We start from the raw sequence: 13,033 nt of genomic DNA on the forward strand, positions 1-13,033 counted from the left end.
CGCCGCCGCCCTGTAGCCTCGTACGACCGCACCCGTTTGCCGCAAGGAGCCGAAACCCATGACCCAGCGCACTCTCGTCATCCTCAAGCCCGACGCCGTCCGTCGCGGCCTGGTGGGCGAGATCATCGGCCGCATCGAGCGCAAGGCCGGCTGGACCATCCCGGCGATGGAGCTGCGCACGCTGGACCAGGAGACCCTGGAGTCCCACTACGGTGAGCACAAGGGCAAGCCCTTCTACGAGCCCCTCATGGGCTTCATGGCCTCCGGCCCCGTCGTCGTCCTCGTCGTCGAGGGCGAGCGGGTCATCGAGGGCGTGCGCCAGCTCGCCGGCCCGACCGACCCCATCGCCGCCGCGCCCGGCTCCATCCGGGGCGACTTCGGCACCATCGTCCGGGAGAACCTCATCCACGCCTCGGACGGCGAGGAGTCCGCGGAGCGAGAGCTGAAGCTGTTCTTCCCCGCTCTGTGAAAACCCTGTGAAGCGGAAGGGCGGGAGTCGGAAGACGGCAAGCCGGAAGACTCCGTCCTGACGTAACATCAGCCATATAGCGCTCATGACCTGGGGCGACCGAAGTAATTTCGGTCGCCCTTCGGTATTCCCGGGGTCCGCGGGGAACGCATGGGCAGGACACGACGTCACCACCAGTGGGGCGTCCACCGGACCGGGTAACCGTTTCGGCGGCGCCGCCGGAGTCCCGTCGCGCGACTTCCGCACCGGCGGCACTACGATGGGGCCTCCACCCACACACCCACCTCGCCGACCTGACAGCAGCCGCTATCAACTGGAAGGCCAGACGCTCCTCATGGGGAACAAGGGGAACTCAATGTCGTTCATCGGCCGTGACATGGCTGTCGACCTCGGGACCGCCAACACGCTGGTGTACGTGAGGGGCCGCGGGATCGTCCTGAACGAACCTTCCGTCGTCGCCATCAACACGAACACCGGCGGCATCCTGGCGGTCGGCTCCGAGGCGAAGAAGATGATCGGCCGGACGCCCGGCAACATCGTCGCCGTACGCCCCCTGAAGGACGGCGTGATCGCCGACTTCGAGATCACCGAGCGCATGCTGCGCTACTTCATCCTCAAGATCCACAAGCGCCGATACCTGGCCCGCCCGCGCGTCGTCGTCTGCGTCCCCTCCGGCATCACCGGGGTCGAGCGCCGCGCCGTCATCGAGGCGTCCACCCAGGCCGGAGCCCGTCAGGTGCACATCATCGAGGAGCCCATGGCCGCCGCCATCGGCTCCGGCCTGCCCGTGCACGAGGCCACCGGCAACATGGTGGTCGACATCGGCGGCGGCACCACGGAGGTCGCCGTGATCTCCCTGGGCGGAATCGTCACGGCCCAGTCCATCCGGGTGGCCGGCGACGAACTCGACAACGCGATCATCCAGCACATCAAGAAGGAGTACAGCCTCCTCCTCGGTGAGCGCACCGCCGAACAGATCAAGATCACCATCGGTTCGGCGTACGACCTCGACAAGGACGAGCACACCGAGATCCGGGGCCGCGACCTCGTCTCCGGCCTGCCCAAGACCGTCGTCATCTCGGCAGCCGAGGTCCGCAAGGCCATCGAGGAGCCGGTCAACGCCATCGTCGACGCCGTCAAGACCACCCTCGACAAGTGCCCGCCGGAGCTCTCCGGCGACATCATGGACCGCGGCATCGTCCTCACCGGCGGCGGCGCCCTGCTCCGCGGCCTCGACGAGCGGCTGCGCCGGGAGACCGGCATGCCCATCCACATCGCCGAGGACCCGCTGGACTCCGTGGCACTCGGATCCGGCAAGTGCGTGGAGGAGTTCGAGGCGCTCCAGCAGGTCCTGGACGCCCAGCCCCGGCGGTAGCCCCCGGCCGCGTACAGATCCCCCGCACGGGGGGCATACGGAACACAAGGATCCGCCGTACGGGTGCTGTCGCGCCCGTACGGCGGATCGTTGATATACAGACACAGACGATTCCGATGAGGAAGGCACGGCCGCCGCACGTGAGGGACACACGAGAGAGCCGGCTGCTCCTGGTACTGCTGGTCGCCATCGCGTTCGCGCTGATCACGGTGGACATCCGGGCGGGCGAGGAGTCCCCGGTCGACGGTGCCCGGCGCGCCGCCGCAGCGGTCCTGGGACCGGTCGAGATGGGAGTGGCGACCGCGGTCGACCCGGTCGCCAACGCCATAGGAGCGGTACGGGACTCCGGCGAGCGACACAGCCGGATCACCGTGCTGGAACGCGAGAACGCCGCCCTGAAGCTCAAACTGGGCAGCGAGGACCGCACCCGCAGCCGCATCCAGGAACTCGACACCATGCTCAAGCGGGCCGGCGCCGGCCAGTACGGCATCAAGGGCGCCGAGGTCATCGCCATGGGAGCGGCCCAGGGCTTCTCCTGGACCGTCACCATCGACGCCGGCAGCAAGGACGGCATCCAGCGCGACATGACCGTCCTCAACGGCGACGGGCTCGTCGGCCGGGTCACCACCGTCGGTCCCGACACCAGCACCGTACTGCTCGCCAACGACCCGGACTTCACCGTCGGCACCCGCCTGGAGAAGACCGGCGAACTCGGCTTCGCCACCGGACAGGGCGACCGCGCCCTGTCCGTCCAGATGCTCAACGGCCGCGCCCGGATCAGTCCCGGCGACCGCCTCGTCACCTTCGGCTCCCGCGCCAACAAGCCGTTCGTGCCCGGGGTACCGCTCGGCGAGGTGGTCCGCATCGACCCCGCCGGCAGCGGACTCACCCGGACGGTCCACGTCCGCCCGTTCGTCGGCTTCTCCCGCCTCGACATCGTCGGCGTGGTCGTGGTGCCGCCCCGCCAGGACCCGCGCGACGCCGTCCTCCCGCCCAAGCCCGAGCCCCCGAAGCCCACTCCGACGGTCACCGTCACGGTCACGCCCTCCCCGGCCGTGTCCGGCCGCCCCACGGACGAGGAGGAGCGCTAGAGCCATGCCCTTCAACCGGATCCTGCTCTCCTCCACCCTGGTCGTCGTCGCCCTCGTCGTCCAGGTCACCATCCTGGGCCGGCTCCAACTCCCCGGCGCCGTCCCCGACCTGATGCTGCTCACCGTGGTCGCCCTGTCCCTGGTGTACGGGCCGACCTCGGGCGCCCTGGTCGGCTTCGGGGCCGGGCTCCTCGCCGACCTCGCCCCGCCCGCCGACCACGCCGCCGGCCGCTACGCCCTGGTGCTCTGCGTCATCGGCTACCTCGCCGGGCTCGCCCGCCCGGACAACGGCCGCTTCCGTTCGGTCTGGGGCCCGATGCTCACCGTGGTCGCCGCCGCCCTCGGCTCGATCATGCTCTACGTGGGCGTCGGCGCCCTGGTCGGCGACACCGCCGAACGCCACGTGGGCCTCGCCGGACTGCTGTTCAGCGCGGTCCTCTACGACCTGCTGCTCGCGCCGTTCACGGTGCCGTTCATCATGGCCCTGGCGCGCCGCGCCGAGAACGACCCGATGGCCGTGGAGGCCGGCGGCGGACCGCCCCAGGGCACCGACGTCTCCTCCGGCTGGCTGGCCGGCGGCACCGGCCTGCGCATCAACAGCCCGCGCGGCGGCCTCCGCCTGAAGACGGCGCGGGGCCGCGCCAACCGGGCCGGCCGGATAAAGGGCGTCAAGGGCGTGAAGAGCGTCAAGAAGCTGTGAGGGGGGAACCCGAGGCATGACCAACATCCCCGAGACCGGCCGCACCCCCCGGGTGCAGATCCGGCTCGTCATCATCCAGGTACTCGTCTTCTCGCTGCTGGTCACCCTCGGCGGGCGCCTGTGGTACCTGCAGATCCGCCAGGGCCACGAGTACGCCGACGAGGCCAGGAGCAACCACGTCCAGAGGGTCGTCCAGCCCGCCGTCCGGGGCGACATCCTCGACGCCCGCGGCGTCCCGCTCGCCGACAACGAGACCCGCCTCGTCGTCTCCGCGTCCCGCACCGAGCTCATGAAGATAAAGGACAAGGGCAAGGCCGTCCTGACGCGCCTCGCCGGGGTCCTCGACATGAAGCCGCAGGACGTCATGGACAAGATCCGGCTCTGCGACTCCAAGACCCCCAAGCCCTGCTGGAACGGCTCCCCGTACCAGCCGATCCCGGTCACCCTGGAAGCCACCACCCAGCAGGCCCTCCAGATCCGCGAACGCCCCGAGGACTTCCCCGGCATCACCGCCGAACCCATGGCCGTACGCCGCTACCCGGCACTCGGCGGCGCCCGCGCCGCGCAGGTCCTCGGCTACCTCTCGCCGGTCACCGACGACGAGATCCAGAAGGCCAAGAACACCGACTCCCCGCACCTGCGCTCCGACCAGGTCGGCCGCTCCGGCATCGAACGCACCTACGACAAGGAGCTGCGCGGCAAGGCGCAGGTCACCTCGTACGAGGTCGACAACCTCGGCCGGGTCATGGGCGAGACCAAGTCCGACCCGGGCGTGGCCGGGTCCACCCTGGTCACCAGCATCGACGCCCGCGTCCAGGCCGTCGCCGAGTACGAGCTCCACCAGGCGATGAAGACCGTCCGCAAGGAGACCGACCGGATCACCGGCCGCAAGTACGAGGCCGACGCCGGCGCCGTCGTCGTCATGGAGTCCAGGACGGGCCGCATCGTCGCGATGGCCTCCCAGCCCGACTACGACCCCAACGTCTGGGTCGGCGGCATCTCCGGCGCCGACTACGCCAGGCTCACCAGCAAGAACTCCAACTACCCGCTGCTCAACCGGGCCATCCAGGGCCAGTCCCCGGCCGGCTCCATCTTCAAGGTGGTGTCGGCGAGCGCAGCCGTCCGCGCCGGCTACCCCTTCGACTCCAAGTACAACTGCAGCGCCTCCTACAACATGGGCGGCCGGAGCTTCGCCAACTTCGAGTCCAAGGGCCACGGCCCCATCACCCTCGGCGAAGCCCTCAAGTTCTCCTGCAACACCGTCTTCTACGCCCTCGGCCACAAGGAGTGGAACCGCGACGGCGGCCTGAGCCCCAAGAAGGACGCCCACGACTGGTTCTACCGGACCGCCCGCGACTTCGGGCTCGGCTCCGAGACCGGCATCGACCTCCCCAACGAGGTCACCGGCCGGATCCCGGACCGCCAGTGGAAGCGGAGCTTCTGGGAGGCCAACAAGGACGCCTGGTGCAAGCAGGGCAAGAAGGGCGGCAGCTACGTCGAGCAGATCGCCTACGAGAGCTGCCTCGAGGGCAACCAGCTGAAGGCCTACGACAGCATCAACTTCGCCATCGGCCAGGGCGACGTCCTCGTCACCCCCATCCAGATGGCCACCGCCTACGCGGCCATCAGCAACGGCGGCACCCTCCACGACCCCACCGTCGGCAAGGCCGTCGTCGGCCCCGACGGCACCGTCCGGGAGATCAAGCCGAAGGCCCACGGCAAGCTGCCCGTCGACGCCGCCACCATCAAGGACCTCGACCACGGCCTGCGCATGGTCGTCGAGCCCGGCGGCACCGCCGCCTGGCGCTTCGGCGGCTGGCCGCAGGACAAGATCCCGATGCGCGCCAAGACCGGCACCGCCCAGGTCTACGGCAAGCAGACCACCTCCTGGCTGGCGACCTACACCGACGACTTCACCATCGTCATGACCATCTCCCAGGGCGGCACCGGCTCCGGCGCCTCCGGTCCCGCCGTGCGCAACCTCTACAACGCGATCTACGGCCTGACCATGGACGGCAAGCAGGACCTCAGGAAGGCCCTGCTGCCCAAGCCCGAGGCGAAGCTGCCCACCGTCAACCCCGACGGCACCATCGACGCCCCCGAGATCAAGCCGTACGTACCCCCGTCCCCGGAAGACCTGGCGCCGCCCGCGCTCGCCGGCCCGCCGCCGCTGCGGCATGACTGAGACGTGATGATGCAGACCGCCAACAAGTTCTCCGTTTCCCGGTACGCGCCCGAGAAGGGCCCGCTCGCCCGGCTGACGGCACGCGACTCGGTGCTGCGCCGGCTCGACTGGGCGATACTGCTGTCGGGCCTGGCGCTGTCACTGATCGGCTCCCTGCTGGTCTGGTCCGCGACCCGCCACCGGGACTACCTCAACCAGGGCGACCCGCAGTACTTCCTCTGGCGCCACCTGCTCAACACCGGCATCGGCTTCGTCCTGATGATCGGTACGGTCTGGCTCGGCCACCGCACCCTGCGCGGCGCCGTCCCGGTCCTGTACGGGCTCTCGCTGGTGCTGGTGGCGGCCGTGCTCACCCCGCTCGGCGCCACCATCAACGGCGCCCACGCCTGGATCGTCATCGGCGGCGGGTTCTCGCTCCAGCCGTCCGAGTTCGTCAAGGTCACGATCATCCTGGTGATGGCCATGCTGCTGGCCGCCCGCGTGGACGCGGGCGACCTGGAGCACCCCGAGCACCGCACCGTCGTCAAGGCGCTGTGCCTGGCCGCCGCGCCCATGGGCATCGTCATGCTGATGCCCGACCTGGGCTCGGTCATGGTGATGGTGGTGATCGTGCTGGGGGTCCTGCTGGCCTCCGGCGCCTCCAACCGCTGGGTGCTCGGGCTGATCGGCTCCGGAGCGGCCGGAGCGATCCTGGTCTGGCAGCTGGGCGTCCTCGACCAGTACCAGATCAACCGCTTCGCCGCCTTCGCCAACCCCGAGCTCGACCCGGCGGGAGCCGGCTACAACACCAACCAGGCGCGCATCGCGATCGGCGGCGGCGGCCTGATGGGGTCCGGCCTGTTCAAGGGACCGCAGACCACCGGGCAGTTCGTGCCGGAGCAGCAGACCGACTTCGTGTTCACCGTGGCGGGGGAGGAGCTCGGCTTCGTCGGCGGCATCGTCATCCTGGGCCTGCTCGGGGTCGTGCTGTGGCGGGCCTGCGTGATCGCGCGGGAGACCACCGAGCTGTACGGCACGATCGTGGCCGCCGGCATCATCGCCTGGTTCGCCTTCCAGTCCTTCGAGAACATCGGCATGAACCTGGGGATCATGCCGGTGGCCGGCCTGCCGCTGCCGTTCGTCTCCTACGGAGGCTCGTCGATGTTCGCGGTCTGGGTCGCGGTGGGCCTGCTCCAGTCGATCCGCGTCCAACGCCCACTGAGCGCCTGACGGGTTCCCGCCGCCCGCCGCCCACCGGGGCCCGGCCCGCACCGGCCGGGCCCCGGCGGTACCCCCGATCCGGCCGAATCCGCCGTCAACCCGAGCACCGCGCGCCGTTCAGGACTACGTTCGAGGCATGGCGGACACGAAACGCGAGATCGAGCGCAAATTCGAGTTCACGAAACCCGAGGCTGAGCGGCGCGGGCTGCCCGACCTGACCGGAACGGCCGGCATCGCGGCCGTCCGCGACCAGGGCACCGCCGACCTCGACGCCGTCTACTACGACACCCCCGACCAGCGGCTCGCCGCCGACGGGCTCACCCTGCGCCGCCGCACCGGCGGGGCCGACGCCGGCTGGCACCTCAAACTGCCCGTCGCCCCCGGAGTCCGCGACGAGGTCCGGGCCGCCCTCAGCGACACCGTCCCCCAGTCCCTCGCCGCCCTCGTACGGTCCCGCGTCCGCGACAGCGCACCCCTGGAACCGCAGGTCCGGTTGCTCTCCTCACGCAAGGTCAGCCACCTCCTCGACGCCCACGGCACCCTGCTGGCCGAGCTCAGCACCGACACCGTCACCGCCGAACGCCGCGACACCTCCGCCTCCTGGACCGAGGTCGAGGTCGAACTCGCCGACGACACCGACCCCGCCCTCCTCGACGCCGTCGAGAAGGTCTTCAGGAAGGCCGGGCTCAAGGTCTCCGACGCCCCCTCCAAACTCGCCCGCGCCCTCACCGAGACCGGCGCCGAACCCCCCGCCCGCCCCGCCCCCGACCCCGCGGACCCGACGGCCGGCGCGCACGTCCTGGCGTACCTGCGCGAACAGGTCGACGCCCTGATCGCCCACGACCCCGCGGTACGCCGCGACGAACCCGACTCCGTCCACCAGATGCGGGTCGTCTCCCGCCGCCTGCGCAGCGCCCTCAAGACCTACCGCAAGGTCCTCGACCGCGACGTCACCGACCCCGTCGGCGAGGAGCTCCGCTGGCTCGGCGCGGAACTCGGCGTCGACCGCGACCAGGAGGTCCTCCACGAGCACTTCCGGACCGCGGTCGCCGAACTGCCCCGCGACCTCGTCTCCGGACCCGTCCGCGGACGGCTCCGCACCTGGAACGACACCCGCCGCTCCGCATCCCGCCGCCGCGCCCTCGCGGCCCTCGACAACCCCCGCCACCTCGCCCTCCTCGACGCCCTGGAGAGCCTCCTCGCCGACCCGCCGCTGCTGCCCCGGGCCGCGAAACCCGCCCGGAAGGTGCTGCCCAAGGCGGTCCTGCGCGACTACGGCCGCCTCGCCACCCGCGTCGAGCACGCCCTCTCCCTCGACCCGGGAGAGGAACGCGACCGCGCCCTGCACGAGGCCCGCAAGGCCGCCAAGCGCGCCCGCTACGCCGCCGACGCCGCCGGCGGAGCCCTCGGCAAGCCCGCCGAGAAGTTCTCCAAGGCCATGAAGTCGGTCCAGACCCTGCTCGGCGAACACCAGGACGGCGTCGTCGCCCGCGGCGCGCTCCTCGACCTCACCCACCAGGCCAACGGAGCCGGCGAGCCCTCCTTCACCTGGGGCCTGCTGTACGGCCGTGAGGAGGCCAGGACGGAACGGATCGAACGCGACCTTCCGGACACCTGGGCCGAAGCCTCGGACCCCTCCCTCCGGGCCGCCCTGCGATGATCACGGCGGGCAGGGGCCGGCGCGCCTCGAGGTACGCTTGAGAGTCATCCCCTGCCCGCTTCACGAAAGTCGCGTGATGTCCGAGTCGGTCTTCCCACAGCTCGAAGCTCTGCTCCCGCATGTGCAGAAGCCCATCCAGTACGTCGGCGGTGAGCTCAACTCCACCGTCAAGCCCTGGGAGAGCGCGGACGTCCGCTGGGCGCTCATGTACCCGGACGCGTACGAGGTCGGCCTGCCCAACCAGGGCGTCATGATCCTCTACGAGGTACTGAACGAGCAGGAGGGCGTCCTCGCGGAGCGCACCTACAGCGTGTGGCCCGACCTGGAGGCCCTGATGCGCGAGCACCGGGTCCCCCAGTTCACCGTGGACTCCCACCGCCCCGTCTCCGCCTTCGACGTGTTCGGCCTGTCCTTCTCCACCGAGCTGGGCTACACGAACATGCTCACCGCCCTGGACCTGGCGGGCATCCCGCTGGAGTCCAAGGACCGCACCGTCGACCACCCGATCGTCCTGGCCGGCGGCCACGCCGCCTTCAACCCGGAGCCGATCGCCGACTTCATCGACGCCGCGGTCATCGGCGACGGCGAGCAGGCCGTCCTCGACATGACGGCCATCATCCGGGCCTGGAAGGCGGAGGGCCGCCCCGGCGGGCGCGAGGAGGTCCTCTTCCGCCTCGCCAGGACCGGCAACATCTACGTGCCCGGCTTCTACGACGTCGAGTACCTGCCGGACGGCCGCATCGGCCGCGTCGTCCCGAACAGGTCGGGCGTCCCGTGGCGCGTGTCCAAGCACACCGTCATGGACCTCGACGAGTGGCCGTACCCCAAGCAGCCGCTCGTCCCGCTCGCCGAGACCGTCCACGAGCGGATGTCCGTCGAGATCTTCCGCGGCTGCACCCGCGGCTGCCGTTTCTGCCAGGCCGGCATGATCACGCGCCCCGTGCGGGAGCGAAGCATCACCGGCATCGGCGAGATGGTGGAACGCGGCCTGAAGGCCACGGGCTTCGAGGAGGTCGGCCTCCTCTCCCTCTCCTCCGCGGACCACACGGAGATCGCGGACATCGCCAAGGGCCTCGCGGACCGCTACGAGGACGACAAGATCGGCCTGTCCCTGCCCTCCACCCGGGTGGACGCCTTCAACGTCGACCTGGCCAACGAGCTCACCCGCAACGGCCGCCGGTCCGGCCTCACCTTCGCCCCCGAGGGCGGCTCCGAGCGCATGCGCAAGGTCATCAACAAGATGGTCTCGGAGGAGGACCTGATCCGTACGGTCGCGACGGCCTACGGCAACGGCTGGCGACAGGTGAAGCTGTACTTCATGTGCGGCCTGCCCACCGAGACCGACGAGGACGTGCTCCAGATCGGCGACATGGCGGTCAACGTCATCGCCAAGGGCCGCGAGGTCTCCGGCCAGAACGACATCCGCTGCACGGTCTCCATCGGCGGTTTCGTCCCCAAGCCGCACACCCCCTTCCAGTGGGCCCCGCAGCTCTCCGCCGAGGAGACCGACGCCCGCCTGGCGAAGCTCCGCGACAAGATCCGCGGCGACAAGAAGTACGGCCGTTCCATCGGCTTCCGCTACCACGACGGCAAGCCGGGCATCGTCGAGGGCCTGCTCTCCCGCGGCGACCGCCGCGTCGGCGACGTCATCCGCGCCGTGTACGAGGACGGCGGCCGCTTCGACGGCTGGCGCGAGCACTTCTCGTACGACCGCTGGATGCAGGCCGCGGAGAAGACCCTCCCCGCGTACGGCGTGGACGTCGCCTGGTACACCACCCGCGAGCGCACCTACGAGGAGGTCCTGCCCTGGGACCACCTGGACTCCGGCCTGGACAAGGACTGGCTCTGGGAGGACTGGCAGGACGCCCTCGACGAGACCGAGGTCGAGGACTGCCGCTGGACCCCGTGCTTCGACTGCGGCGTGTGCCCCCAGATGGACACGCACATCCAGATCGGCCCCACCGGCAAGAAGCTCCTGCCGCTGACCGTGGTCAAGTAACCGCCCTGAAAGCCCCCCGCCGAGGGGGGCTTTCGCGTATCCGGGACGCAGGCGTCACCCGCCTCCGTACCCGCCGGCCGGCGGAACCCGGAAGCATCGTCCGAGTGTCCTGAGGGGCATGAGCGCGACGACGAATAGGCCCCCGCAGTCCCCGCCCGCCGCCGGAGGCTGCCTCGGGGCGGTGGCCAAGGCGGTGGCCCTCGTGGTCGTACTGCCCCTGCGGCTGGTCTGGGACCTGGTCGTCGCCGCGGCGCGGGCCGTGCACCGGCACCTGCTGCGGCCCCTGCACCGGTACCTGCTCGCCCCCGTCGGCCGCGCCCTGGCCTGGGTGTGCCTCCTCCTGCTGCGGCTGGTGTTCGTCTGGCCCTGGGCCGGGCTCTGGCGGTACGTGCTGCGGCCCCTCGCCGCCGCCGCGGGCTGGGCGGGCCGCGGCCTGTACGTCCACCTGCTCGCGCCGGCCGGGCGGCTCCTGTACCGGTGGCTGCTGCGTCCCCTCGGCATCGCCACCGGCTGGGCCGCGGGCCTGCTGTGGCGGTACCTCCTGAAGCCGGCCGGAACCGCCCTCCTCTGGGCGGGGCGGCAACTGTGGACCTACCTGCTGGGACCGGTCTGGCGAGCGGTGGTGTGGGCCTGGCACGTGGCCGGGCGCACCCTCCGCGCGGTGTGGCGGGCGGTGAAGTGGGTCGGCCGGGTGACCGTCGGACGGCCCGCGACCCGGGTGTACCGGCACGTGCTCACACCCGTCGGCCACGTCCTGCGCGAGGCCTGGCGGACCGTGCGGGACGCCGTCCGCACCGCCCGCGACGAGGTCCGCCGCGCCCTGTGGGGTACGTCGCCCCGGGAACCGTCGAGGTCACGGGCGCGTACTCTGGGTAGTACGACAGCCAGAGGTGCGGCCCGGAAGCCGCCCCGGCTGCGAAAGACGTCACAGGGCGGAGCCTGAGCGCTCGCGCCCCGCACAAGGAGAAGAACCACTGGGCAAGCGACAGCCCGAAGGCCCGCCGCCCGCACCCGCGGTGCAGCGCATCCGACTGCGCTACACCAAGCGCGGCCGCCTCCGGTTCACCAGCCACCGGGACTTCCAGCGCGCCTTCGAGCGGGCCCTGCGCCGCGCCGAGGTGCCGATGGCCTACTCGGCGGGCTTCACCCCGCACCCGAAGGTCTCGTACGCGAACGCCGCACCCACCGGCACCGGCAGCGAGGCCGAATACCTGGAGATCGCCCTCACCGCGCACCGCGATCCCGAGAAGCTCCGCGAGCTCCTCGACGAGTCGCTGCCGGTCGGGCTCGACATCACCGACGCCGTGGAGGCGCGCACCTCCGGTCTCGCCGACCGGCTCACCGCCTCCATCTGGGAGCTGCGCCTGGAAGGCGTGGACGTCGCCGAGGCCGAGCAGGCCACGGCCCGCTTCCTGGCCGCCGACACCGTCGAGGTGCAGCGCAGGACCAAGAACGGCATGCGCACCTTCGACACCCGCGGTGCTGTAGTCGGCATCGAGGTACTTCCGAGCGAGGGTGATAGGACGCCGGACAGTGCCTGTGCGATACTGCGGCTGGTTGTTCGGCACGTGACACCTGCCGTTCGACCCGACGACGTCCTGTCCGGTCTCCGAGCTGTGGCCGACCTGGCGCCGCCGGTCCCCGCAGCGGTGACCAGGCTGGCGCAGGGGCTCTTCGACGAGGAGTCCGGCACGGTGACCGACCCGCTCGCGCCCGACCGCGAGGCAGTCACGGCCGCCCCACCCACGGCCGCCGTAACCGCCGCCGCGAAGGCGCCGGAAGGTCCCGCCGCGTAAGGACGCGTTGCCGCGCAGCCCTGGCACTCGGGAGCCACCTGGGTCGGGCCGCGCACTGACCTGAAGACTTCCGCCAGGCCGTACGCACATCACGTACGGAACCGGCGGCCTTGACCTACAGCTTCCCGCGAGGCGCACGCGCCCCGGAGGCCGGCTCCGCGCTCATCACGCGGGGCCGCGCCGGACCGGATGTCAGCCGCGGCGCCCGGGAGCGTGAGGGAGAACCGCCCGCATGCCGAACAACGAAATCGAGAACCCCGCCGCCGGAGCCGAGAGCCCGAGCGACAACCTGCCGCCGCGCCGGCGCCGCCGCGCCGCGTCCCGGCCGGCCGGCCCGCCGGGAGGTGCCGCGGCCGCCGCCGAGCAGGCCCCGGCCGCTCCGGCCGCCGAGACGCCGGCCGCCCCCGCCGAGGAGGCTCCGGCCGCCGCCCCGGCCCGTACCCGCCGCCGCGCCACCCGCGCCGCCGCCGCGCCCGTCGCGCCGGCCGCGGAGGCCGCCGTCGTGGTGGAGACCCCCGCCGTCGAGGCCCCCGAGGCCCCCGAGGCTCCGGTCGCGGA

At 71.5% G+C, this 13,033-nt stretch carries 10 protein-coding genes and 1 pseudogene; all 11 read left to right on the forward strand.

The annotated features are described in order from the left end of the window. Nucleotides 1-58 precede the first annotated feature (58 nt). Nucleotides 59-469: a nucleoside-diphosphate kinase gene (gene ndk / locus ACFY61_RS06465; protein ID WP_389467717.1), complete on the forward strand. Its 411-nt coding sequence runs from the start codon at nucleotides 59-61 to the stop codon at nucleotides 467-469. A gap of 355 nt (nucleotides 470-824) precedes the next feature. After that, nucleotides 825-1,844: a rod shape-determining protein gene (locus ACFY61_RS06470; protein ID WP_125647420.1), complete on the forward strand. Its 1,020-nt coding sequence runs from the start codon at nucleotides 825-827 to the stop codon at nucleotides 1,842-1,844. A gap of 140 nt (nucleotides 1,845-1,984) precedes the next feature. Continuing rightward, nucleotides 1,985-2,935: a rod shape-determining protein MreC gene (mreC, locus tag ACFY61_RS06475; RefSeq protein WP_389467719.1), complete on the forward strand. Its 951-nt coding sequence runs from the start codon at nucleotides 1,985-1,987 to the stop codon at nucleotides 2,933-2,935. A 4-nt stretch (nucleotides 2,936-2,939) separates the two neighbouring features. Continuing rightward, complete coding sequence (gene mreD, locus ACFY61_RS06480) at nucleotides 2,940-3,635, forward strand: rod shape-determining protein MreD (RefSeq protein WP_389467721.1); 696 nt, start codon at nucleotides 2,940-2,942, stop codon at nucleotides 3,633-3,635. Nucleotides 3,636-3,651: 16 nt separating this feature from the next. Next, on the forward strand, nucleotides 3,652-5,820 hold the full coding sequence (mrdA, locus tag ACFY61_RS06485) for a penicillin-binding protein 2 (RefSeq protein WP_389467724.1): 2,169 nt from the start codon (nucleotides 3,652-3,654) through the stop codon (nucleotides 5,818-5,820). A 9-nt stretch (nucleotides 5,821-5,829) separates the two neighbouring features. Continuing rightward, on the forward strand, nucleotides 5,830-7,029 hold the full coding sequence (gene rodA, locus ACFY61_RS06490) for a rod shape-determining protein RodA (RefSeq protein WP_389468180.1): 1,200 nt from the start codon (nucleotides 5,830-5,832) through the stop codon (nucleotides 7,027-7,029). A 127-nt stretch (nucleotides 7,030-7,156) separates the two neighbouring features. After that, complete coding sequence (locus tag ACFY61_RS06495) at nucleotides 7,157-8,680, forward strand: CHAD domain-containing protein (RefSeq protein WP_389467726.1); 1,524 nt, start codon at nucleotides 7,157-7,159, stop codon at nucleotides 8,678-8,680. A gap of 76 nt (nucleotides 8,681-8,756) precedes the next feature. Continuing rightward, a complete protein-coding gene (locus ACFY61_RS06500) occupies nucleotides 8,757-10,679 on the forward strand; it encodes a TIGR03960 family B12-binding radical SAM protein (RefSeq protein ID WP_389467729.1) in 1,923 nt (640 codons plus the stop codon). A 118-nt stretch (nucleotides 10,680-10,797) separates the two neighbouring features. Further along, on the forward strand, nucleotides 10,798-11,622 hold the full coding sequence (locus tag ACFY61_RS06505; RefSeq protein ID WP_389467731.1) for a hypothetical protein: 825 nt from the start codon (nucleotides 10,798-10,800) through the stop codon (nucleotides 11,620-11,622). Nucleotides 11,623-11,695: 73 nt separating this feature from the next. Then, a complete protein-coding gene (locus tag ACFY61_RS06510; protein ID WP_389467733.1) occupies nucleotides 11,696-12,475 on the forward strand; it encodes a TIGR03936 family radical SAM-associated protein in 780 nt (259 codons plus the stop codon). A 232-nt stretch (nucleotides 12,476-12,707) separates the two neighbouring features. Further along, a pseudogene (locus ACFY61_RS06515) lies at nucleotides 12,708-13,033 on the forward strand (hypothetical protein); the annotation flags it as partial.

Source organism: Streptomyces sp. NPDC012888 (assembly GCF_042900645.1).
Classification (GTDB): Bacteria; Actinomycetota; Actinomycetes; order Streptomycetales; family Streptomycetaceae; genus Streptomyces.